We start from the raw sequence: 20,466 nt of genomic DNA on the forward strand, positions 1-20,466 counted from the left end.
ATGTCACGTTATACAGGACCATCTTGGAAACAAGCTCGTCGCCTTGGCCTTTCACTTACAGGTACAGGTAAAGAATTGGCACGTCGTAACTACGTACCAGGACAACACGGACCAAACAACCGTTCTAAATTGTCAGAATACGGTTTGCAATTGGCTGAAAAACAAAAACTTCGTTTCACTTACGGTGTAGGTGAAAAACAATTCCGTAACTTGTTCGTACAAGCTACAAAAATCAAAGGCGGAATCCTAGGTTTCAACTTCATGCTTCTTTTGGAACGTCGTTTGGATAACGTTGTTTACCGTCTTGGTCTTGCGACTACTCGTCGTCAAGCTCGTCAATTTGTAAACCACGGTCACATCCTTGTTGACGGAAAACGTGTTGATATCCCATCATACCGTGTAACTCCAGGTCAAGTGATCTCAGTTCGTGAAAAATCATTGAAAGTTCCAGCAATCCTTGAAGCAGTAGAAGCTACTCTTGGACGTCCAGCATTCGTATCATTCGACGCTGAAAAATTGGAAGGTTCATTGACTCGCTTACCAGAACGCGACGAAATCAACCCAGAAATCAACGAAGCACTTGTCGTTGAATTCTACAACAAAATGCTTTAATTTTAAGAAATATCTTACAGAAAGCCTACAACAGTGGGCTTTTTGCTTTGTCTTAAAAGGTTGATTTCTGGGTTTGCTTAGATATTTGCTAGATTGATTTCATTGCTGCTTCAAAGAATGAGACGGCTTTTTTTGCGTTCTCTTTTGAGAGGTAAAAAGAAGCGTGACCCTCCCACAGCTATAGAGCTTTTAGGCGGGAAAACCACACTTCTTTCTTGAATTAATTTTACATCATTTTGACTTAAAAAACAAATAGAGGCGTCCCACCTCCTACCGCAGAAAGATCTGTTTCAAGGGGAGATGGAAAACCTCTATTCGTTAATTTAATTATAGCCTAAAAAACTTTTAAATACAAGGCTATTGAGATAGTAAGGGGGAAAAAAGAAGTAACCATCATTCCGACCACATAGTAGACAGGGGGGAACAAGATTACTTCCTTTATTTACTTAAGTATACAACATTTTTACAAGAAAGCAAAGTAGCAGGTTAGTCTAATGGGGTGCTTGTTGTACTTTAGCAAGTAAGGTGTGCTATAATGCTTTTAACAGGAACTAAAAGCCATTAGTAAATAACTAATATTGGGTCATATTGTTCCGATGTTAGAGAGAAGGAACTTAATGAAATTATGGGAATATGTTGATAAAAATGTTCGCCTTATTTTAGAAGATGGGACCTCCATCAAGGGTAGGGTGGTTGATTGGTTTGACGGTTATGATTTAGATGGTCCTGACGAAATAGTTATAGGTGATCGCTCATATCCTGAAGATATTATCAAGAAAATCAAAATTATTAGTGCTTAGTTCAACCTAGGCGATTTTATCGACTAACTATAAAAAGTATAAGAACTATCGAAAAAATAGCAGAGAGGAAAATAAATGAGTAAACAGCTTTGGAAGTATCTTCGATCAAGGGTTCAGATAGTCACTAATTGCGATAAGATAATCAAGGGACGTGTCATAGACTTTGTTGACGAAATGGACAATGATGAGCAAGATGAAATCACTATTCTCATTGCTAATCCTAGTCCAGATGAAGCTACTGAAATTTCTCTCTTTGAGAGTGAGATTGTCTCGATTAAAACAATCTCATAGGACTTAGAACAATCTAGGTGCTTTTACCTGCCTTATTTGAAAGAAAACACTATGGAAAAGGATTTAGTTTATATGGCAATATTAGATGATTTACAAGAGTTATATGACAATGGTTGGGATGCCTCTTTTGATTATAATGGTCAAGTATGTGGGATTTTTCCTAATTCTGTTCATGATATTGTAGTGGTGATTGGAGATAAGGAATACCAGGTATCATCATTCATTGATCTGATTTCTCTAAAAATTGACGATAACACTTTAGTAGAAATTATGGATGGAATTGAAGTGCAGTATTATTAAAATAAAAATCATCTTTGATGAATGAACTGCACCCCAAAAATTAGATTTTGTCTGTTAAATTTTTGGAACGTAGCTCAATATGCTACAACGTTCTTATTAGGAGGGGAAGGGTAATGGGTTATAGTCAACAAGTATTAGACATGCTCCAGCAAACAGTCAGTGGTCAGATTGATAATTTTTGGGATTTTTCCTTTACGTTTAACGCTCTTTTTGGAGAAGATGCGGAATTTTCCGAGGCTTGGGATAATGAAAACTCTGAAATGTTTGACGCTCTCAATGACTTTGAGTTGATGATATTTTTAGAGGAACATGATCCAAGCGACAAACAAGGTTTTATCGATTTCTTAACACCTTACTACGAAAAAGCAAAGCAATTAGCCAATATTGAAAGGAATATTTAAATGACACTCTGGAAATTTAACCGTACAGATGTAATTATCACGTTAAAAAATGGCGCGGTAGTTAGAGGATTTGTAGAAGACTATTGTGACGCCTCTGACAATGACGAGGAGATTGACTCCTTGCTGGTAGATGTTGATGGAACTCTTTATGAATATTTTGAAGATGAAATCGTCAGCATCATAGAAAGCTAGTAGTGGGAATAGAATCTAAGGAAAAAATCTTGTTTGTTGAGATTGTTTTAGTTGGGATGGTCCTATATGAAAAAGGATGAAATTAAAAAATATTTAGACAAAGATCTTGAATTTAATTATAATAGCCGAGGTGCTTGCTTTTTATCGAGTATATGTGTAGTTGGTTATGATTATGAAGGTCAGCAGTTTGATACAATTGATGAAGCTATGGAAGCTAAAGTATTTGACGGGAAAAGCTTAGTAGATATATGGGATGAAGTTTTTCCACAAGTTTTTTAAAATGAAAAGCACCTTTGATGAACTGCACCCCAAAAGTTAGATTTTTTCTGTCTAACTTTTGGGGTGCAGTTCAAATGTATGAGATATTTTTAGTTTTGATTTAATTTCGATATTTTTCCGGAAAATACTTATTTTTCGGAAAGTCAAGATTTTGTTATTATTTATGATATACTGGTACCGTAATTATATCCTTACAGAGGTTAAGTAAGGGTTTCAGTACACGTCAATAGATGTCAAAATATTGATTTTAAGCGATTTTTGATTTTTGGAAACTCATTATATCGCACTACAAATCAATAAAAACTCTACCTTTTACTCTACCTTTTTTAGATAAATATATCATCTGGATATTGAAGTTAAGCCCTGCTATCATTTCGATGGCAGGGCTTTTTAATGTTTGGGACACTACCTTCTTATCTATATTTTGATGGAGCTGAAGTTGACATCTACAAAGTTTAATGTTAAAATACATTCAAAAATATATTTGAATGAGGTGCTTTATGGTTCAAAATGTTGTTACTTCAATAATCCTGTATTCTGGGACAGCCGTAGACTTACTTATTATCCTAATGTTATTTTTTGCCAAAAGAAAAAGCAGAAAAGACATCATTAACATCTATTTAGGACAATTTCTAGGCTCTGTTAGTCTAATATTGCTAAGTTTACTTTTTGCATTTGTCTTAAATTATATTCCTAGTAAAGAGATTTTAGGTTTGCTCGGTTTGATTCCAATTTTCCTAGGACTCAAAGTTTTGCTTTTAGGAGATTCTGATGGAGAAGCTATTGCAAAAGATGGTTTGCGCAAAGATAATAAAAACCTGATTTTTCTAGTCGCTATGATTACTTTTGCAAGTTGTGGTGCTGACAATATTGGTGTTTTTGTCCCATATTTTATTACCTTAAATTTAGCGAATTTGATAGTGGCTTTACTTACCTTTCTAGTCATGATTTATCTCTTGGTTTTTTCTGCCCAAAAATTGGCACAAGTCCCTTCTGTTGGAGAAACTTTGGAAAAATATAGCAGATGGTTTATTGCCGTTGTTTATTTAGGACTGGGGATGTATATCCTGATTGAAAACAACAGCTTTAACATGCTAAGGACTGTGTTCGGCTAGGAGAAAAAATTATGAAAAAAGATAGTATCTGCCAAGTGAATATTATAAATCAGCAAAATGTTACAACCGCAACGAACTACCTTGAAAAGGAAAAAGTCCAAAAATCACTTCGTATTTTATCAAAGTTTACCGATAATAAACAGATAAATATCATCTTTTATCTCCTTGCTGTTGAAGAACTCTGTGTCTGTGATATAGCCTGTTTACTAAATCTCAGTATGGCATCTGCCTCCCACCATCTTCGTAAACTAGCCAATCAAAACATCTTGGATACTAGAAGAGAGGGGAAAATTATATATTATTTTATAAAAGATGAGGAAATCAAAGACTTTTTTAATCAACTAGGATAACAACTATTTTTACTACTTTATCATGATTATATATAGGACTTATCTATGAAATTTTTTGATAAAAATTACTCACATGAAAGACTACTCGTAGCAAATCTTTAAGAAAAAAGTATAATTTAAAGCAAAGCGACCTAGGTAATGCAGGTCAAGTTAGCCAAGTTTAAAAGGGAGAAATCTGAAAGAAAATGTATCTTTGATAGTAGTCATTTATTGTGAAATATGATATATTTATTGATTAGATGGATGAATATTTCTAAAGTTAAATAAAATATGACAGATACATGCTTTTTAGTGTATCTTGTTTGTACTCAAAATATGAAGTGACTATCCAATATTTAAGATTAATAAATATTATACGATGAGATAGAATACTACAAAATGAAAGGCAACGTAATCTGATGAAGAAAGATAGATTAATTGCATTGACAGATGCTGTTCTAGCAATTATTATGACCATTTTGATTTTAGAGTTAGAAAAACCAACGACACCAAGTCTTCAAGCTTTTTGGGATTTACGGCAAAATTTCTTTGCTTATTTTCTTTCCTTTTTCTGGTTGGGATCGTTATGGATGGCACTAAACACATTATGGGAAAAGGTTGAGAAAATTTCCTCAGAAATTATTTGGTGGAATTTGTTTCTACTCTTGGAGCGGCAGGAGTTCTCTTTGGAGAATTTCATGCCATCCAAGATACCAGTCTGAATGATGTGGTGGACCGGATCTATATAAATGTCAAGGATTTACCGTTTCAGTCCTTGGGAGCTTTAGCTAATATCCTGTCTGATGTTAAGAAGGGACTGATTCAAGACAGTCATATCTGGTCTTTCTTCCAGTCATTTTTCAAACAATATCAGTTGATAATCAGCTTAAATCAGATCTATCAGTTTGTCTATCTTTCTCTGATGGAGATCATGTCCTATCTTCACTTTGATTATTGGAAAAAACGGCTCGGTCAGGAGCTAGTATGAATAAGGAGAACAAATGAGACGTTTAAAAATGTTATGGCATATTATACAGGTTACGGGTTTTACTCGGTTTGCTCTGAGTTTTGTGACCTTTGTTTTTGGGTCAGGAGGCGTGCTTTTCCTAGTTGAACCTGCTATCACAAATTACGGAGACGGTCTTTGGTATGCTTTTGTGACTTCGACGACTGTCGGCTACGGGGATCTCCTAGCTGTGACCTTGATTGGAAGGATTACCAGTGTCTTCTTGACGATTTATGGGCTCATATTTTTTGGCTGTTTATCAGCTGTTATTATTAATTATTATACCGATTTAAATAAGGAAAGAGGAGAGGACAAATGACTGCCAATTATTCAACACGGGAATACCGTGAGAAATTATACGATGACCTTCATGTTCGATTGAGAGATACAGCGATTTTGATGTGTGCAATTTTTATTGCCTCTATCGGTCTAAATATGAATTCAACAGCTGTTATTATTGGAGCCATGTTAATTTCACCTCTCATGACACCGATTGTTGGACTGGGATTCGGTTTAGCTATTTTTGATACGCGTTTAATCAAGCAATCTCTAGAGGTTTTATTGACTCAAGTGTTGGTCAGTTTGCTTGTCTCGACTCTGTATTTCTGGATTTCTCCCTTGTCTTATGCAAGTAGCGAGTTGATCGCACGAACCTCTCCAACCATTTGGGATGTTCTCATTGCTATTGCTGGTGGGATTGCTGGTGTGATCGGTTCAAGGAAAAAAGAAGCAAACAATATCGTGCCAGGAGTAGCCATTGCTACAGCTTTGATGCCGCCTATCTGTACTGCTGGCTATGGTTTAGCTAATGGGAATGTACGATTTTTATTGGGGGCTCTCTATCTTTTCTTGATCAACTGTGTCTTTATCATGCTAGCCAACATTGTTGGAACAAGAATTTTGATGAGAAAATCTCCTTTAACTTCATTTAAAGAGCTGAGCATTAAAATGAGAATTGGCTTGATTTCTTTGATTGTATTGTTGATTCTTCCAGCTAGCTATTCGGCAGTTACTCTGACAATAGAACAAGCGCGCAAAGAAGGGATCAAACAGTTTGTAGGAAAAGAGTTCGCCAATTATACGGTTATTAATCAAGTCTACAAGTCAAGTAACAATGAATTGGTCTTGACGGTTGTTGGAGATCCGATTTCAGAAGAAGAATTAGAAACACTCCACCAAAAACAAGCCTCTTACGGTATTCAATCTGTTCAATTGAAAGTGAATCAAGTTCAGAACTCGCCAACATTAGATAGTGAAGCGACCAAGGAATTTTATGAAAACATTGACAAGTATATTGATCAAAAACTCTCTGAAAAAGATTCACAAAACGATCTCGTAAAAGAAAATGAAGCAGACAAGGATTGAGGACAATGAACTGAATCGGTTTTTACGCCGTGTTTTTCTTGTATCTTCCTCTTTCTTACTTATAGCAGGTTGTTTTTGCTTGAATAAGAAATAAATTAGAAGTTCTATCATCTAAGAAAAATGATGAAAAAAATCATTTAACTAATGGTGTGAACGTTTAGTGTTTATCAGCTCCATTCTCTGTAATTTTGGGGGTAAAATCCACACCATTTAGATAAAATTAGTTGAATTTGATTGGAAAAACGCTTTTATAAAAGCGGAGAAAAGTCTTGATATTACGCTGTTTTTAGTCCAACTGAAATTCATACTTTCCAAACCAGGTCTTAAGAAAAAAGGTAGAGAAAAAGGTAGAGTTTGGATTGAAATACAGTGCAATATATCGCATTTGGCAAAAAGAAAAAACGCTTTAAATCAGCGTTTTTCTTATGTATTGATTCGTATTGAACCCCTACTTAACTTCTGTAAACACTACGTGCTTGCGAAGTTTTGGTGAGTATTTCTTCAATTGAAGACGGTCTGGAGTGTTACGTTTGTTTTTAGAAGTAAGGTACAAGCGTTCACCAGATTCTTTGTGTTCAAGTGTGATATTTACGCGCATGGTATCTCCCTTCTATTATTCAGCTGATGCAGCTTTAGCGATTTTACGTCCTTTGTAGTATCCTTTAAGTGATACGCGGTGAGAACGTGAGTAATCTCCAGTAGTTTCGTCAAAGTTTACAGATGGAGCTGTTACTTTGTAGTGTGTACGACGTTTGTTTTTCTTCGCTTTTGAGGTGCGACGTGCAGGTACTGCCATTTTCTTTTCTCCTTTAGGTATTTAAATTCGATTCAATCTAGTGATTTTCATCAACCATACTAGGATAACACATTTTTTTTGTAAAGTAAAGTTACTTGACAAAAAAAGATAAAAAAATTAGAAGCTAGTAATCGAAATTTTCTGAAAATTCAAGAATTTTATTCTGTTCTTCATGCGGAAATTGTGCTATAATGGTAAAAACTGAAATGGGAGGGAACAAATGACAGAATTAGATACACGTCACCGCAGTAGCGTTTATGACAGTATGGTGAAATCACCAAACCGTGCCATGCTTCGTGCCACTGGAATGACAGATAAGGACTTTGAAACACCGATTGTGGGAGTGATTTCAACTTGGGCGGAAAATACACCATGTAACATTCACTTGCATGATTTTGGGAAATTGGCTAAAGAAGGTGTCAAATCTGCGGGCGCTTGGCCTGTTCAGTTTGGAACCATTACCGTAGCAGACGGGATCGCCATGGGAACGCCTGGTATGCGTTTCTCTCTAACATCTCGTGACATCATCGCGGACTCTATTGAGGCTGCGATGGGTGGTCACAACGTGGATGCCTTTGTCGCTATCGGTGGCTGTGACAAGAACATGCCTGGTTCTATGATTGCCATTGCCAATATGGATATTCCAGCTATTTTCGCCTATGGTGGTACTATTGCACCGGGAAATCTTGATGGCAAAGACATTGACTTGGTTTCTGTCTTTGAGGGTATCGGAAAATGGAACCATGGTGACATGACAGCTGAGGACGTGAAACGTCTCGAATGTAATGCCTGCCCTGGCCCTGGTGGCTGTGGTGGTATGTATACAGCTAATACCATGGCAACTGCTATCGAAGTTCTCGGTATGAGTTTGCCAGGATCTTCATCTCATCCAGCTGAATCAGCTGACAAGAAAGAAGATATCGAAGCAGCAGGACGTGCTGTTGTCAAGATGCTGGAGCTTGGTCTCAAACCATCAGATATCTTGACTCGTGAAGCTTTTGAAGATGCCATCACTGTAACTATGGCTCTCGGTGGTTCTACAAATGCCACTCTTCACTTGCTTGCCATTGCCCATGCGGCTAATGTTGACTTGTCACTTGAGGACTTCAATACGATCCAAGAGCGCGTGCCTCACTTGGCTGACTTGAAACCATCTGGTCAGTATGTCTTTCAAGACCTCTACGAAGTCGGTGGTGTCCCTGCGGTTATGAAATACCTCTTGGCAAATGGTTTCCTTCATGGCGACCGCATCACATGTACTGGTAAGACAGTCGCTGAAAACTTGGCTGACTTTGCAGACCTTACACCAGGCCAAAAAGTCATTATGCCACTTGAAAATCCAAAACGTGCAGACGGTCCGCTTATCATCTTGAATGGGAACCTTGCCCCTGATGGTGCGGTTGCTAAAGTATCAGGTGTGAAAGTGCGTCGCCACGTTGGACCAGCTAAGGTCTTTGACTCAGAAGAAGATGCTATCCAGGCTGTTCTGACAGATGAAATCGTTGATGGCGATGTAGTTGTTGTCCGTTTCGTTGGGCCTAAGGGTGGTCCTGGTATGCCTGAGATGCTATCCCTTTCATCCATGATCGTTGGTAAAGGTCAAGGAGACAAGGTTGCCCTCTTGACGGATGGACGCTTCTCTGGTGGTACTTATGGTCTGGTTGTCGGACATATCGCTCCTGAAGCTCAGGATGGTGGACCGATTGCTTACCTCCGTACAGGTGATATCGTTACGGTTGACCAAGATACCAAAGAAATTTCCATGGCCGTATCAGAAGAAGAACTTGAAAAACGCAAGGCAGAAACAACATTGCCACCTCTTTACAGCCGTGGTGTTCTCGGTAAATATGCCCATATCGTATCATCTGCTTCACGCGGAGCCGTGACAGACTTCTGGAATATGGACAAGTCAGGTAAAAAATAAACTTAAAAAGCAAGCCATTTTCGGCTTGCTTCTTTTCATCTTCAAAAGTGATTTGCCTGCTTATACTCAATAAAAATCAAAGAGCAAACTAGAAAGCTAGGCGCAGGTTGCTCAAAGCACAGCTTTGGGGTTGGAGATAAAGCTGACGTGGTTTGAAGAGATTTTTGAAGAGTATTAACGAGGTGGCAGTCCAAGGGCAATACGGCCGTAGCGACTGATTCGTGTGATCTTCCAAGCAGGCGACCAGGTAACTTCAACCTTGACATCTTCGATACCCTCGATTTGTTTCAGACCTGCGACGATTTCGATAGGCAGGCTTTCGGCGCAATCACAGGCAGTATCGGTGAAGGTCATGACAATCTTACAGAGACCTGTTTCATCCAGATTGATTTCATAAATTAAGCCCAGATTGTACACATCCAATTCCACATCTGTATCAAAAACCTTCTCTAGTTTTTCGATAATTTGGTCTTGTAAAGCCAAAGCGCGGTCATTGATTTTGATATCGTCTCTCATAACAGTCCCTCCACCTGATAAATATCCTCTATTTTCTCATAATTCTGACAATTTGGCAAGTTTTTGATGAATTTTCTGAAAAATATGATAAAATGAAGAAAATATGGAATCAAGGGGAAGTCTATGGAGCAGATTGGAAAAGTCTTTAGACAATTACGAGAGTCAAGAAATATCTCGCTGAGACAAGCAACTGGGGGACAATTTTCGCCGTCCATGTTGTCCCGATTTGAAACAGGTCAGAGTGAGCTTTCGGTGGAAAAGTTTCTATTTGCCCTAGAAAATATATCTGCTAGTGTAGAGGAAATCCTCTTTCTGGCGAGAGGTTTTCAGTATGATACAGATTCGGAGTTGAGAAAAGAAATCACAGATGTTTTGGATTTAAAGAATATAGCACCTCTTGAGGACTTATATCGCAAGGAGTATCAAAAGCATGCCCATTCTCAAAACAAACAGAAACATATTCTAAATGCCATCATTATCAAGTCTTATATGAAGAGTATGGATGAAACGGTTGAGTTAACGGCAGAGGAAGGGAAAGTCCTTCATGACTACTTGTTTTCTACTGAGATTTGGGGAATCTATGAACTCAATTTGTTCTCAGTCAGTTCTCCGTTCTTGTCTGTTTCTCTTTTTACTAGATATGTACGAGAAATGGTCCGCAAATCCGATTTTCTAATGGAAATGTCTAGTAATCGAAACCTTTTTCATACTATGCTATTGAATGGTTTTTTAGCCAGCATTGAGTGTGAAGAATTTACCAATGCCTCTTATTTTAAACGTGTCATCAAAGAGCATTTCTACAAGGAAAATGAGACCTATTTCCGAATTGTCTATTTGTGGGCTGAAGGTCTTCTTGATAGCAAGCAGGGTAGAGTCAAGGAAGGTCAGAAAAAGATGGAAGATGCTGTCCATATTTTTGAGATGCTTGGTTGTAACAAATCTGCTGAATACTACAGAAATACAACCGATTGTTGAATATCTGCAAACTAAGAAAATAATTTGAAAATTTAAGCGATAGAACTTTTGACTACTCTCAGGTCGTTACAAAAGTTCTATCGTTTCTTTGCTCATTTTGTGTGTTGCATATATTCAAAAGTTTTCCCTTTCAATTTCTAAGTGCTATACTATAGTCATACTTCATATAGGGATTATAACAAGAAGGGAGATCACCTATGAAACTATTGTTTAGAAATCAAGCTTATCGACTCTTGACTTTGTCGCGCTTCTTCAATGCCTTTGGTGCTTCGATTTTTAACCTGGTATTTATCGTTTATGCATCGACCTTGCCACAAGCCTCTTTTGCTGTTGCTATGGCGAATATTGTCATGATTCTTCCGACTCTCTTTACAGTTTTTGTAGGGATTCGGGCAGATTACACAAGGGACAAGGTCAAATGGATGGTCTATAGCGGTTTGTTTCAGGCGGTTTTATTTTTTCTGGCAGCCCTAGTTGTTCAGCAAGCTAGTCTCTTTGCCTTTTCTAGCCTGTGTTTGATCAATGTCATCAGTGATGTGATCAGTGATTTTGCTGGTGGTTTGCGCATGCCCCTCGTTAAGGAAAAAGTAGCTGAAGGGGATCTGATGGAAGCTTATTCTTTTTCCCAGTTTATCACCTATATTTCAGCTATTGGTGGTCAAGCTTTTGGAGTTTGGCTCTTAGGTCTATCGGTCAACAATTTTTCCCTTGTTGCGGGAATCAATGCCTGCTTTTTCCTAGTATCAGCCTTTATTCTCTTTTTAGGAAAAAGCAAATTGAGTCTGTCAATGTCATCTGCTGATGGTAAAAAACTAAAAAATGAGAAGCTTTCTATCAAAGACCAGTTCCTAACAATTTACCGAAATTTACGTCTCGTTTTTCTTAAAGGTGGACAGAAAAACTTTGGTTTCATGATCTTTGCTGTCTTGCTTATTAATGCCTTGGGTGGGGCTTTAGGAAGCATCTATAACATCTTCTTTTTGAGCCATTCTCTCTTGAATTTTTCTTACACAGAGGCACTATTTATCAATCAATTCTGTGTTTTAGTAGCAATCATCATCAGTAGCCTTACGGGCAATGATTATTTTGGGAAGCAGTCTTTGCCTAGATTGATGATGTGGGCGACCGTAGGACTCAGTCTAATTGGTCTAGCTAATGTATTCAATCAAGTCGTGCTTGGTTTGCTATTTCTATTTTTAACTCTGTATGTGTCTGGTAAAGTTCAACCAAAGATTAGTGCCATGCTCATGAAAAATCTAGCTCCAGATGTTCTAGCTCGTACCAGTAATTTTTTAGGTTTATTGTTTACCTTATCCATACCTGTGGGAACAGCTTGTTTTTCACTTATAGCTGTATGGAATATACAGTTGACTTGGATGCTATTTGTTGGTCTTTCCTTGCTGGCTATTCTTTTGACAGTTATTAATCTCAAAAATGATATTTGAATCCTAATTTTATTCATACTGTTTTAATCCCTCTATTTATGGTAAAATAAGACTATTAAGTTTAAAGAGGATTCCCAATGAAATTACAAAAACCAAAAGGAACGCAGGATATTTTACCTGCTGAGTCTGCCAAGTGGCAGTACGTTGAGGGCTTTGCTCGTGAAATTTTCAAGCGCTATAACTATGCGGAAGTGCGCACGCCTATTTTTGAACACTACGAGGTCATCAGTCGTTCTGTCGGGGACACGACTGATATCGTAACCAAGGAAATGTACGACTTCTATGACAAGGGTGACCGCCATATCACCCTCCGTCCAGAAGGAACTGCGCCCGTTGTCCGTTCCTATGTGGAAAATAAACTCTTCGCACCAGAAGTGCAAAAGCCAAGTAAGTTCTATTACATGGGCCCTATGTTCCGTTATGAGCGTCCACAGGCAGGGCGTTTACGCCAATTTCACCAGATTGGTGTTGAGTGTTTTGGCTCTAGCAATCCAGCTACCGATGTGGAAACCATCGCTATGGCAGCTCATTTCTTGAAAGAAATCGGCATCCAAGGTGTCAAATTACACCTCAACACTCTCGGAAATCCTGAGAGCCGTGCGGCTTATCGTCAGGCCTTGATCGACTATTTGACACCACTCAAGGAGACCCTGTCGAAGGATAGCCAACGTCGTTTGGAGGAAAATCCTCTCCGTGTCTTGGACTCTAAGGAAAAAGATGACAAGGTGGCAGTAGAGAATGCGCCGTCTATCTTGGACTTCCTTGATGAAGAAAGCCAAACTCACTTTGATGCTGTGCGTCAGATGTTGGAAAATCTGGGTGTAGACTATATCATCGATACCAATATGGTGCGTGGTCTGGACTACTACAACCACACGATTTTTGAATTCATCACTGAAATCGAGGGCAATGAATTGACCGTCTGTGCAGGAGGTCGCTACGATGGCTTGGTTGCCTACTTTGGTGGTCCTGAAACTGCTGGATTTGGTTTTGGACTTGGTGTAGAGCGCCTGCTTCTCATCCTTGAAAAGCAAGGTGTAACCCTCCCTATCGAAAATGCCCTAGATGTCTATATCGCAGTCTTGGGTGAAGAAGCAAATGTCAAGGCCTTGGAATTGGTACAAGCCCTTCGCCAACAAGGATTCAAAGCAGAACGTGACTACCTCAACCGAAAGCTCAAAGCTCAGTTCAAGTCAGCCGATGTCTTTGCGGCTAAGACCCTCATCACGCTAGGAGAGAGCGAAGTCGAAAGCAGACAAGTGACGGTTAAGAACAACCAAACACGAGAAGAAGTTCAAGTATCCCTTGAGACCATCAGCCAAAACTTCTCAGACATCTTTGAAAAATTAGGCTTTTAATAGTAGAAAAACTGGTCAGGACCTTACTCCTGACCGTTTTCTTTTGCAAAATGACAAAAATCATAAACTTTTTGACAAATATAGTTGTCAAAAAGAAAAAGATGTGTTACAATGTAAGCAAGTTAAGAGTGAAGGAGAAAGGAATGCTTAAAAATCGTTTAAAAGAGCTTCGGGCTCGCGATGGTCTCAATCAAACAGAGCTGGCCAAACTAGCTGGCGTGTCCAGACAGACCATTAGCCTACTAGAACGGGACGAATACACCCCGTCCATTGTGATCGCCCTGAAGATTTCGCAGATATTCAATGAACCAGTCGAGTCGGTATTTCGGATAGAGGAGGACGAGTGATGAACAAGTATAAAGTGATTTATTATATGAGTGTTTTTGCCTTTATTGTGAATGCTTTTGCTATGATTGGAACATTACTGGGTTGGTTCTATTTTGTTGAAAGTAAGTATTTGTTTTGGATTAATTTAGTCCTCTTGTCCATTTTCAATCGGTTGAAGAAAAAGGAGAAAAATGATGAACAAGTATAAAGTAATCTATTATGTAGTTGCCATAGCTCTATTAGTCAGCGTATTTCTACTGATTGGGATGGACCTAGGCTGGTTTAATCCATATCAAAGCGACCAATTTGTTTGGACCTACTTTGCTCTCATCCCAGTAGTTGACTGGATTGAAAAGAAATCCAAAAATCTAGCAAGTGAAAAAGGAGAATGAATATGAAAAAGTTTTTAGCAGGTTTTCAAGTCGATACTGAGCACAAAGAACTTGCAGGTGTTTGTGCAGGTTTAGGAAATTATTTTAACATTCAAGCCAATATCGTTCGTTTGGTGACAGTCTTGCTGTTTCTCTCTTCGACAGAGATTGGGATTATAACAGTAACTCTCTATGCCTATCTAGCAGGTTGGCTTGGCAATGAACCCTTGGGAGATGGAGCAAAAAAAGCTAGAAACCAAGCTATTTTCTTGTTTGCTGTTTGTTTGATTTTAGTATCACTTGGAACAGAGGGCTTGACAGCTATTTATGAATCAGGTAAAGTGTTTGGTCAGTGGTTAGTTGGATTGGTTTAGTTTAGAAAGAGTATGAATATGAAAAAGAAACGTGGATTGTTATTTTTAATGGCTGTTATCTTGGGAGGCTTCTTGGGCATGTTTGCAGAGATGTTTAAGGCCTATACCGAAAACTACGGAACCATTTTAGATGTCAAAACCGTGACTCCATGGATATCATCTATTTGTTTACTGTTAGGTTTCATTAGTATGTTTTTGACTTTCGATTTCTTAAAGAAAAGCAGAAAATTTCACTCCTTGTATCAAGAGGAAATGGATGATGATCTGAATGAAACCTATTATGTACAAATGTATCGTAATCTCGAGTTTGGAACTATTGCTTTTAATAGTGCAGGCGTAGCGATTTTTTTGGCTCTTTTCATCTCAGGTAGTGAAGTAATTGTACTAAATATCAGCTATATAACCTTATCTCTTTCTTTTTTGGCATTAGTGATGATTTTCAGTGCTCAAAAATATCTCTATAAGACCATTGCGATCGTTCGTCAGTTTGATTTGGAATTCTTCTCTACACCAAAAGATGTCTTGGACTATATAAACTCCTACGATGAAGGGGAGCGCAAGGCTAATTTGGAACAAAGTTTTCGAATTTTATTCCAATTAAACCAGTATGTCTTGCCAGCTCTCTATTTTCTAATCGTTCTCTTTTCCTTACTGACAGGAGAGATTCAGTTACTAGCCTTCTTGCTTGTAGGAGCGATCCATATTTATATCAATGTGATGCAATTACCTATGGTAAAACGTTATTTCAAATAGGAGTCTTTTATGAAATTACTTAAAAATCTTGGCTGGTTTCTTCTAGCTGTTCTATCCTTTTTCTTTGGCTATGGTCTGGTTCAGAGTACGGCGCTGTCAGCTCTTGGACTAGGGGCTTCAATCTTTGGAGTCTTACCACTTTATGTCGTCCTATCAGGGGCCTATGTTTATGGAGTTTACAGATGGTATCAGACAGAAAAGGTTAGCATCCAGACGACAGCTTTTAATCGTTATATCTGGTTGCCTACTCTGGTTTTGCTAGTGGCGATTACAGCCCAGTTCTTTTTGCCAGAAGATCCGTCAGTCAATCAACAAATCGTATCACAATTGACAGTTGCTCAGCCTGTATTTGGTTTCTTTATGGTGGTAGTCTTTGCTCCTCTGACGGAAGAACTCATCTTTAGAGGGATGCTGGCGCGCTATCTCTTTCCTAAGCAGAACAACAGCAAACAGACAGCTCTGTTTCTCCTCGTATCAAGTGTGCTTTTTGCCTTGATTCATTTTCCAGGGACTTTGCAACAGTTTTTAGTTTATGCTAGTCTGGGATTAAGTTTGGGTCTGGCTTATGTAAGCCGAAAAGGTCTTCTTTATAGTATTTCTCTCCACGCTTTGAATAATTTAATCGGCTTTTTGATGATACTCATGCTATAATAGAGTCAGGAGGTCACATGAAACGAGTAATTTTATTAGCAGTGATACAGGCGGTCGTTCTCTTCTTTATCATCGGGGCACTTGCCTATGCCTTTAAAGGCGATTTCTTTTACAACTATCTAGCAGTTGTCTTTGCGCCTATTGCAGGTGTCTTGCGTTTTGCTTCGGCGTATGCGACGGAGATTGTTCTACCTAAAAAGGCAGCGGAGATTGCCGAAAAGCGCAAAAAAGGTTAATAATCATAATCAGAGAATCCGATGACGTTTTCATCGGATTTTTTGTCTGTTCGTTTTGATTTCTAAAGACAATCAAACTTTTCTGCTGATTTTCATGAAGAGCCTGCGCTTTTATGGTAAAATAGTAACAGAATAAAAGAGGAGAGAAACAATGAAACGTAGTATGTATGCTGGTCGTGTTCGTGAGGAACATATCGGACAAGAAATCACCTTGAAAGGCTGGGTTGGTCGTCGTCGTGACCTTGGTGGTTTGATCTTTATCGACCTTCGTGACCGTGAAGGGATTATGCAGTTGGTTATCAACCCTGAAAAAGTATCTGCAGAGGTCATGGCAACAGCTGAAAGCCTTCGTAGCGAATTTGTCATCGAGGTGACTGGTCAGGTTGCTGCTCGTGAACAGGCAAATGATAAATTGCCGACTGGTGCGGTTGAGTTAAACGTGACAGCTTTGACAGTGTTGAATACAGCTAAAACAACGCCTTTTGAGATTAAAGATGGGATTGAGGCCAATGACGATACACGTTTGCGTTACCGTTACCTTGACCTTCGTCGTCCAGAAATGTTGGAAAATCTTAAACTTCGTGCCAAGGTGACCCACTCTATCCGTAACTACTTGGATGAGTTGGAATTTATCGATGTGGAGACGCCATTCCTTTCGAAGTCAACGCCAGAAGGGGCGCGTGACTATTTGGTGCCATCTCGTGTCAATAAAGGGCGTTTTTACGCTCTTCCTCAAAGTCCACAAATCACGAAACAACTCTTGATGAATGCTGGTTTTGACCGTTACTACCAAATCGTCAAATGTTTCCGTGATGAAGACTTGCGTGGTGACCGCCAGCCTGAGTTTACCCAGGTCGACTTGGAAACGTCTTTCCTTACGGAGCAAGAGATCCAAGATATCACAGAAGGCTTGATTGCACGCGTGATGAAAGAAACCAAAGGCATCGAAGTAACGCTTCCATTTCCTCGTATGAAGTACGATGATGCGATGGCTCTGTATGGTTCTGATAAGCCAGATACGCGTTTTGACATGTTGCTTCAGGACTTGACAGAAGTTGTCAAGGGTGTTGATTTTAAAGTCTTCTCAGAAGCACCTGCTGTAAAAGCTATTGTAGTCAAAGGAGCTGCAGATAACTATTCACGTAAAGACATCGACAAGATGACCGAAGTAGCTAAGCAGTACGGAGCCAAAGGTCTTGCTTGGGTCAAGGTAGTTGATGGAGAATTAAATGGACCAGTTGCCAAGTTCTTGACTGGTATCCAAGCAGAATTGACTGCAGCACTTGGTCTTGAAGATAAGGATTTGGTTCTCTTTGTAGCAGATACGCTTGAGGTAGCTAATGCAACATTAGGTGCCCTTCGTGGCCGTATCGCCAAAGAGCTTGGCTTGATTGATAACGATCAATTCAACTTCCTTTGGGTGGTTGATTGGCCAATGTTTGAATGGTCTGAAGAAGAAGGTCGCTACATGAGCGCCCACCATCCATTTACTCTTCCACAGGAAGAAACAGCTCACGAATTAGAAGGTGATTTGGCTAAGGTTCGTGCCATTGCTTACGATATCGTCTTGAACGGTTATGAGCTTGGTGGTGGTAGTCTTCGTATCAACCAAAAAGACCTTCAAGAACGCATGTTCAAGGCTCTTGGTTTCTCAGCTGAAGAAGCCAATGACCAGTTTGGTTTCCTTCTTGAAGCCATGGACTATGGTTTCCCACCACACGGTGGTTTGGCTATCGGTCTTGACCGTTTTGTGATGCTCTTAGCAGGAGAAGAAAATATTCGTGAAGTCATTGCCTTTCCTAAGAACAATAAGGCAACCGACCCAATGACACAAGCTCCATCAACAGTCGCTCTCAAACAACTAGAGGAACTCAGCTTACAAGTAGAAGAAGATGAAACAAGCAAAACGAATTAAGCGATGGCGCTATTATCTGCGCCGCTTTGCTTATCAGATAAAAATCTTACGAGTTTTACAAAGTATCTCTCGGGAAAAATATGATGAGAAAATCTCGGCTTCTCTGGTTTATGGCTTTCTGTCAGCAGTAGCAGTCAATTTCTTTTTTCAACCAGGACACGTTTACTCAAGTGGTGCGACGGGTCTGGCACAGATTATCTCTGCCTTGAGTCATCACTGGTTTGGGTTTTACATTCCGATATCGCTAACCTTTTATGCTATCAATTTTCCATTGATGATTTTAGCTTGGTATCAGATTGGGCATAAGTTTACGGTCTTTACCTTTATCACAGTATCCATGAGTTCTCTCTTTATCCAGCTTGTGCCAGTTGTGACCTTGACAGAGGATCCCATCATCAATGCCCTTTTTGGGGGTGTTGTCATGGGCTTGGGGATTGGTTTTGCGCTCCGTAACAATATTTCAAGCGGAGGTACAGATATCGTCAGTCTCACCATTCGAAAGGAAACGGGTAAGAATGTCGGTAGTATTTCTTTCCTGGTAAATGGAACCATCATGCTGATAGCAGGTTTGACCTTTGGTTGGAAATACGCCCTCTACTCCATGATTACCATCTTTGTCTCCAGTCGTGTGACAGACGCTGTCTTTACCAAGCAAAAACGCATGCAGGCCATGATTGTGACCAATAATCCTGAAAAGGTAATCGAAAAAATCCATAAAAAATTGCACCGAGGCGCTACCATGATCCACGATGCAGAAGGAACTTATAATCATGAGAGAAAAGCAGTCTTGATTACGGTTATCACGCGAGCAGAGTTTAATGATTTTAAACACATCATGAAACAGGTCGATCCGACAGCCTTTGTCTCTGTATCCGAAAATGTCCACATCCTAGGACGATTCGTAGAAACAGACAATTAGACATGAAAAACCAGCTCTGTGTACTGACCCCAAAAAGTTAGACAAATAATTTAAGCGAAGGATTTAGTTCTGTATTGCACAGGGCTAAGTCCTTTTAGTTTGCCCTTAATTCGTTTGTTGTTGTAGTAATCAATATAGTCCACAATAGCTTGTTCCAATTGTTTAAGCGACTGAAACATCTTCTCATAACCATAAAACATTTCCGATTTGAAAATGCCAAAGAAAGATTCCATCATACCGTTGTCTGGGCTGTTACCTTTACGTGACATAGATGTTTGGATTCCCTTACTCTCTAAAAACCTGTGATAAGAATCGTGTTGGTATTGCCATCCTTGATCACTATGGAGACTCGTATTCTCGTAGTGTTTCTCTGTGAATGCCTGTTCCAACATGGTTTTCACTTGTTCTAAGTTGGGTGAGGTAGACAAATTATAGGCGATAATTTCGCTATTAAAGCCATCTAAAACTGGCGATAAATACAATTTCTGTGTGCTATTTGGAATGGCAAACTCTGTCACATCCGTATAGCACTTTTCCATTGGCCTTGATGCTTCAAACTGACGCTGAATCAGGTTGTCTGCTTTCTTACCAATCTCTCCTTTGTAGGAAGAATACTTTCGTTTCCGACGAATTCGAGCACTTAAACCAAGGACCTTCATCAGACGTTGAACTTTCTTATGATTCACTGTAAAACCACGATTTCTTAGTTCAAGAGTAACTCTACGATAGCCATAATTTCCTTTATGGTCATTATAAATGGCCTGAATTTCGATTTTAAGCTCTTTATCTTTGTCAAGCCCATCTAGTTGCTTCAACTGATAGTAGTAAGTTGAGCGAGGTAAACGAGCCACTTCAAGAAGTAAATTTAGTCGAAATCCTCCTGAAACCATTTCTCTAACTCTTTTAACTTTTTTAGGTAAGCCACCTCAGTCCGTAAGCGTTCATTCTCCTCTTGGAGTCGCTCTAGTTCTGTCATTTCTTCCCAAGTTTTCTTCCGTTTATGTCCCATTTTAGGTACTCTCCCTCTTATTTTCGCAACAATAGTATACCACCCGTTTTTCCTGTATTGCGCCAGCCAATTAAGAAGTATCGTACGACTTGGGAGATCGTATTCAAGAGAAACTCTATCTTTAGTCCAGCCTTCATGTAAGACTTTATTAATCATTTCTTGTTTTAATTCAGGAGAATAGTAACGATCAATCAATTTAATCATGTA

Annotated in this window: 29 protein-coding genes and 2 pseudogenes; 26 read left to right on the forward strand and 5 right to left on the reverse strand. The window is 39.1% G+C overall.

The window, feature by feature from the left end; translation table 11 throughout:
- The 7 genes from rpsD to HMPREF1518_RS01320 all read left to right on the forward strand — a co-directional run bounded on the left by rpsD (position 1) and on the right by HMPREF1518_RS01320 (position 2,875).
- The gene (gene rpsD, locus HMPREF1518_RS01290; RefSeq protein WP_000092756.1) at positions 1–612 is read left to right on the forward strand and encodes a 30S ribosomal protein S4; all 612 of its coding nucleotides are present in this window, start codon (positions 1–3) and stop codon (positions 610–612) included.
- Positions 613–1,229: 617 nt separating this feature from the next.
- Complete coding sequence (locus HMPREF1518_RS01295) at positions 1,230–1,412, forward strand: hypothetical protein (RefSeq protein WP_000780387.1); 183 nt, start codon at positions 1,230–1,232, stop codon at positions 1,410–1,412.
- Positions 1,413–1,487: 75 nt separating this feature from the next.
- Positions 1,488–1,703: a hypothetical protein gene (locus tag HMPREF1518_RS01300; RefSeq protein WP_000043341.1), complete on the forward strand. Its 216-nt coding sequence runs from the start codon at positions 1,488–1,490 to the stop codon at positions 1,701–1,703.
- 72 nt (positions 1,704–1,775) lie between these two features.
- Complete coding sequence (locus HMPREF1518_RS01305; RefSeq protein WP_009013763.1) at positions 1,776–2,003, forward strand: hypothetical protein; 228 nt, start codon at positions 1,776–1,778, stop codon at positions 2,001–2,003.
- Positions 2,004–2,116: 113 nt separating this feature from the next.
- Entirely contained in the window at positions 2,117–2,404 is a 288-nt protein-coding gene (locus HMPREF1518_RS01310; protein WP_000542381.1) for a hypothetical protein, read from the forward strand.
- On the forward strand, positions 2,405–2,596 hold the full coding sequence (locus HMPREF1518_RS01315; RefSeq protein WP_000177340.1) for a hypothetical protein: 192 nt from the start codon (positions 2,405–2,407) through the stop codon (positions 2,594–2,596). It abuts the gene before it with no gap.
- 66 nt (positions 2,597–2,662) lie between these two features.
- Positions 2,663–2,875: a hypothetical protein gene (locus tag HMPREF1518_RS01320; protein WP_000710706.1), complete on the forward strand. Its 213-nt coding sequence runs from the start codon at positions 2,663–2,665 to the stop codon at positions 2,873–2,875.
- A gap of 286 nt (positions 2,876–3,161) precedes the next feature.
- Here the strand turns inward: HMPREF1518_RS01320 and HMPREF1518_RS11075 are convergent, their stop codons facing one another.
- Positions 3,162–3,347 carry a hypothetical protein gene (locus HMPREF1518_RS11075; protein WP_009013804.1) on the reverse strand — a complete coding sequence of 62 codons (186 nt, stop codon included), beginning with the start codon at positions 3,345–3,347 and terminating at the stop codon, positions 3,162–3,164.
- A gap of 28 nt (positions 3,348–3,375) precedes the next feature.
- On the opposite strand from HMPREF1518_RS11075, the gene HMPREF1518_RS01325 reads away from it, so the two are divergent.
- The 6 genes and pseudogenes from HMPREF1518_RS01325 (at position 3,376) to HMPREF1518_RS01345 (ending at position 6,690) form a co-directional block, all read left to right on the forward strand.
- Positions 3,376–3,990 carry a CadD family cadmium resistance transporter gene (locus tag HMPREF1518_RS01325; protein WP_000250556.1) on the forward strand — a complete coding sequence of 205 codons (615 nt, stop codon included), beginning with the start codon at positions 3,376–3,378 and terminating at the stop codon, positions 3,988–3,990.
- Positions 3,991–4,001: 11 nt separating this feature from the next.
- On the forward strand, positions 4,002–4,340 hold the full coding sequence (gene cadX, locus HMPREF1518_RS01330; RefSeq protein ID WP_000711083.1) for a Cd(II)/Zn(II)-sensing metalloregulatory transcriptional regulator CadX: 339 nt from the start codon (positions 4,002–4,004) through the stop codon (positions 4,338–4,340).
- Positions 4,341–4,738: 398 nt separating this feature from the next.
- A pseudogene (locus HMPREF1518_RS10520) lies at positions 4,739–4,984 on the forward strand (TMEM175 family protein); the annotation flags it as partial.
- On the forward strand, positions 4,966–5,307 hold the full coding sequence (locus HMPREF1518_RS01335) for a hypothetical protein (RefSeq protein WP_000397556.1): 342 nt from the start codon (positions 4,966–4,968) through the stop codon (positions 5,305–5,307). The pseudogene HMPREF1518_RS10520 and the gene HMPREF1518_RS01335, both read left to right, overlap by 19 nt.
- 13 nt (positions 5,308–5,320) lie before the next feature.
- Complete coding sequence (locus HMPREF1518_RS01340) at positions 5,321–5,644, forward strand: potassium channel family protein (protein ID WP_001253404.1); 324 nt, start codon at positions 5,321–5,323, stop codon at positions 5,642–5,644.
- Positions 5,641–6,690, forward strand: coding sequence for a DUF389 domain-containing protein (locus tag HMPREF1518_RS01345; RefSeq protein ID WP_000126416.1), 1,050 nt, complete (start codon positions 5,641–5,643; stop codon positions 6,688–6,690). The genes HMPREF1518_RS01340 and HMPREF1518_RS01345 overlap by 4 nt, the downstream gene beginning before the upstream one ends.
- A gap of 448 nt (positions 6,691–7,138) precedes the next feature.
- On the opposite strand, the gene rpmG is transcribed toward HMPREF1518_RS01345, so the two are convergent.
- Positions 7,139–7,288 carry a 50S ribosomal protein L33 gene (rpmG, locus tag HMPREF1518_RS01350; RefSeq protein WP_001265622.1) on the reverse strand — a complete coding sequence of 50 codons (150 nt, stop codon included), beginning with the start codon at positions 7,286–7,288 and terminating at the stop codon, positions 7,139–7,141.
- A gap of 15 nt (positions 7,289–7,303) precedes the next feature.
- Complete coding sequence (rpmF, locus tag HMPREF1518_RS01355; RefSeq protein ID WP_000290417.1) at positions 7,304–7,486, reverse strand: 50S ribosomal protein L32; 183 nt, start codon at positions 7,484–7,486, stop codon at positions 7,304–7,306.
- Between the two features lie 220 nt (positions 7,487–7,706).
- Here rpmF and ilvD point away from each other — a divergent pair, with 220 nt between their 5' ends.
- Positions 7,707–9,410, forward strand: coding sequence for a dihydroxy-acid dehydratase (gene ilvD / locus HMPREF1518_RS01360; RefSeq protein WP_000137380.1), 1,704 nt, complete (start codon positions 7,707–7,709; stop codon positions 9,408–9,410).
- 174 nt (positions 9,411–9,584) lie between these two features.
- Here the strand turns inward: ilvD and HMPREF1518_RS01365 are convergent, their stop codons facing one another.
- A complete protein-coding gene (locus HMPREF1518_RS01365) occupies positions 9,585–9,926 on the reverse strand; it encodes a metal-sulfur cluster assembly factor (RefSeq protein ID WP_001204052.1) in 342 nt (113 codons plus the stop codon).
- Between the two features lie 123 nt (positions 9,927–10,049).
- Between HMPREF1518_RS01365 and rgg the strand changes: the two genes are divergently transcribed.
- The 12 genes from rgg to HMPREF1518_RS01425 all read left to right on the forward strand — a co-directional run bounded on the left by rgg (position 10,050) and on the right by HMPREF1518_RS01425 (position 19,250).
- Positions 10,050–10,901 (forward strand): quorum-sensing system transcriptional regulator Rgg, encoded by an 852-nt coding sequence (gene rgg / locus HMPREF1518_RS01370; RefSeq protein ID WP_000434958.1) that lies wholly within the window; start codon positions 10,050–10,052, stop codon positions 10,899–10,901.
- 197 nt (positions 10,902–11,098) lie between these two features.
- Positions 11,099–12,346, forward strand: a complete 1,248-nt coding sequence (locus HMPREF1518_RS01375) for a hypothetical protein (protein WP_000770638.1) — start codon at positions 11,099–11,101, stop codon at positions 12,344–12,346.
- Between the two features lie 77 nt (positions 12,347–12,423).
- Positions 12,424–13,704 (forward strand): histidine--tRNA ligase, encoded by a 1,281-nt coding sequence (gene hisS / locus HMPREF1518_RS01380; protein WP_000775841.1) that lies wholly within the window; start codon positions 12,424–12,426, stop codon positions 13,702–13,704.
- Between the two features lie 143 nt (positions 13,705–13,847).
- Positions 13,848–14,051 carry a helix-turn-helix transcriptional regulator gene (locus HMPREF1518_RS01385; protein WP_000916947.1) on the forward strand — a complete coding sequence of 68 codons (204 nt, stop codon included), beginning with the start codon at positions 13,848–13,850 and terminating at the stop codon, positions 14,049–14,051.
- Positions 14,051–14,239: a hypothetical protein gene (locus HMPREF1518_RS01390; RefSeq protein ID WP_001046120.1), complete on the forward strand. Its 189-nt coding sequence runs from the start codon at positions 14,051–14,053 to the stop codon at positions 14,237–14,239. Before HMPREF1518_RS01385 ends, HMPREF1518_RS01390 begins: the two co-directional genes overlap by 1 nt.
- Positions 14,226–14,423: a hypothetical protein gene (locus HMPREF1518_RS01395; RefSeq protein WP_033583605.1), complete on the forward strand. Its 198-nt coding sequence runs from the start codon at positions 14,226–14,228 to the stop codon at positions 14,421–14,423. The genes HMPREF1518_RS01390 and HMPREF1518_RS01395 overlap by 14 nt, the downstream gene beginning before the upstream one ends.
- A 2-nt stretch (positions 14,424–14,425) precedes the next feature.
- Entirely contained in the window at positions 14,426–14,776 is a 351-nt protein-coding gene (locus HMPREF1518_RS01400) for a PspC domain-containing protein (protein WP_033583608.1), read from the forward strand.
- 18 nt (positions 14,777–14,794) lie between these two features.
- The gene (locus HMPREF1518_RS01405) at positions 14,795–15,529 is read left to right on the forward strand and encodes a DUF3169 family protein (RefSeq protein ID WP_033583609.1); all 735 of its coding nucleotides are present in this window, start codon (positions 14,795–14,797) and stop codon (positions 15,527–15,529) included.
- Positions 15,530–15,538: 9 nt separating this feature from the next.
- Positions 15,539–16,180 carry a CPBP family intramembrane glutamic endopeptidase gene (locus HMPREF1518_RS01410; protein WP_000771224.1) on the forward strand — a complete coding sequence of 214 codons (642 nt, stop codon included), beginning with the start codon at positions 15,539–15,541 and terminating at the stop codon, positions 16,178–16,180.
- Between the two features lie 17 nt (positions 16,181–16,197).
- Positions 16,198–16,416, forward strand: a complete 219-nt coding sequence (locus HMPREF1518_RS01415; RefSeq protein WP_000832176.1) for a hypothetical protein — start codon at positions 16,198–16,200, stop codon at positions 16,414–16,416.
- A gap of 151 nt (positions 16,417–16,567) precedes the next feature.
- Complete coding sequence (aspS, locus tag HMPREF1518_RS01420; protein WP_033583611.1) at positions 16,568–18,331, forward strand: aspartate--tRNA ligase; 1,764 nt, start codon at positions 16,568–16,570, stop codon at positions 18,329–18,331.
- Entirely contained in the window at positions 18,309–19,250 is a 942-nt protein-coding gene (locus tag HMPREF1518_RS01425; protein WP_033583612.1) for a YitT family protein, read from the forward strand. The genes aspS and HMPREF1518_RS01425 overlap by 23 nt, the downstream gene beginning before the upstream one ends.
- A 50-nt stretch (positions 19,251–19,300) precedes the next feature.
- Here HMPREF1518_RS01425 and HMPREF1518_RS01430 read toward each other — a convergent pair.
- A pseudogene (locus tag HMPREF1518_RS01430) lies at positions 19,301–20,466 on the reverse strand (IS3 family transposase); the annotation flags it as partial.

Source organism: Streptococcus sp. SR1 (genome assembly GCF_000526075.1).
Classification (GTDB): Bacteria; Bacillota; Bacilli; order Lactobacillales; family Streptococcaceae; genus Streptococcus; species Streptococcus halitosis.

Coding starts and splice junctions, on each gene's coding strand:
- HMPREF1518_RS01400 (WP_033583608.1), top strand. CDS start 14,426: ATGAAAAAGTTTTTAGCAGGTTTTCAAGTCGATACTGAGCACAAAGAA.
- HMPREF1518_RS01340 (WP_001253404.1), top strand. CDS start 5,321: ATGAGACGTTTAAAAATGTTATGGCATATTATACAGGTTACGGGTTTT.
- HMPREF1518_RS01295 (WP_000780387.1), top strand. CDS start 1,230: ATGAAATTATGGGAATATGTTGATAAAAATGTTCGCCTTATTTTAGAA.
- ilvD (WP_000137380.1), top strand. CDS start 7,707: ATGACAGAATTAGATACACGTCACCGCAGTAGCGTTTATGACAGTATG.
- rpmG (WP_001265622.1), bottom strand. CDS start 7,288: ATGCGCGTAAATATCACACTTGAACACAAAGAATCTGGTGAACGCTTG.
- HMPREF1518_RS01315 (WP_000177340.1), top strand. CDS start 2,405: ATGACACTCTGGAAATTTAACCGTACAGATGTAATTATCACGTTAAAA.
- HMPREF1518_RS01310 (WP_000542381.1), top strand. CDS start 2,117: ATGGGTTATAGTCAACAAGTATTAGACATGCTCCAGCAAACAGTCAGT.
- HMPREF1518_RS01320 (WP_000710706.1), top strand. CDS start 2,663: ATGAAAAAGGATGAAATTAAAAAATATTTAGACAAAGATCTTGAATTT.
- HMPREF1518_RS01405 (WP_033583609.1), top strand. CDS start 14,795: ATGAAAAAGAAACGTGGATTGTTATTTTTAATGGCTGTTATCTTGGGA.
- HMPREF1518_RS01425 (WP_033583612.1), top strand. CDS start 18,309: ATGAAACAAGCAAAACGAATTAAGCGATGGCGCTATTATCTGCGCCGC.
- HMPREF1518_RS01410 (WP_000771224.1), top strand. CDS start 15,539: ATGAAATTACTTAAAAATCTTGGCTGGTTTCTTCTAGCTGTTCTATCC.
- cadX (WP_000711083.1), top strand. CDS start 4,002: ATGAAAAAAGATAGTATCTGCCAAGTGAATATTATAAATCAGCAAAAT.
- rpsD (WP_000092756.1), top strand. CDS start 1: ATGTCACGTTATACAGGACCATCTTGGAAACAAGCTCGTCGCCTTGGC.
- HMPREF1518_RS01305 (WP_009013763.1), top strand. CDS start 1,776: ATGGCAATATTAGATGATTTACAAGAGTTATATGACAATGGTTGGGAT.
- HMPREF1518_RS01345 (WP_000126416.1), top strand. CDS start 5,641: ATGACTGCCAATTATTCAACACGGGAATACCGTGAGAAATTATACGAT.
- rgg (WP_000434958.1), top strand. CDS start 10,050: ATGGAGCAGATTGGAAAAGTCTTTAGACAATTACGAGAGTCAAGAAAT.
- HMPREF1518_RS01390 (WP_001046120.1), top strand. CDS start 14,051: ATGAACAAGTATAAAGTGATTTATTATATGAGTGTTTTTGCCTTTATT.
- HMPREF1518_RS01375 (WP_000770638.1), top strand. CDS start 11,099: ATGAAACTATTGTTTAGAAATCAAGCTTATCGACTCTTGACTTTGTCG.
- rpmF (WP_000290417.1), bottom strand. CDS start 7,486: ATGGCAGTACCTGCACGTCGCACCTCAAAAGCGAAGAAAAACAAACGT.
- hisS (WP_000775841.1), top strand. CDS start 12,424: ATGAAATTACAAAAACCAAAAGGAACGCAGGATATTTTACCTGCTGAG.
- HMPREF1518_RS01325 (WP_000250556.1), top strand. CDS start 3,376: ATGGTTCAAAATGTTGTTACTTCAATAATCCTGTATTCTGGGACAGCC.
- HMPREF1518_RS01300 (WP_000043341.1), top strand. CDS start 1,488: ATGAGTAAACAGCTTTGGAAGTATCTTCGATCAAGGGTTCAGATAGTC.
- HMPREF1518_RS01365 (WP_001204052.1), bottom strand. CDS start 9,926: ATGAGAGACGATATCAAAATCAATGACCGCGCTTTGGCTTTACAAGAC.
- aspS (WP_033583611.1), top strand. CDS start 16,568: ATGAAACGTAGTATGTATGCTGGTCGTGTTCGTGAGGAACATATCGGA.
- HMPREF1518_RS01415 (WP_000832176.1), top strand. CDS start 16,198: ATGAAACGAGTAATTTTATTAGCAGTGATACAGGCGGTCGTTCTCTTC.
- HMPREF1518_RS01385 (WP_000916947.1), top strand. CDS start 13,848: ATGCTTAAAAATCGTTTAAAAGAGCTTCGGGCTCGCGATGGTCTCAAT.
- HMPREF1518_RS11075 (WP_009013804.1), bottom strand. CDS start 3,347: ATGTATTTTAACATTAAACTTTGTAGATGTCAACTTCAGCTCCATCAA.
- HMPREF1518_RS01395 (WP_033583605.1), top strand. CDS start 14,226: ATGAACAAGTATAAAGTAATCTATTATGTAGTTGCCATAGCTCTATTA.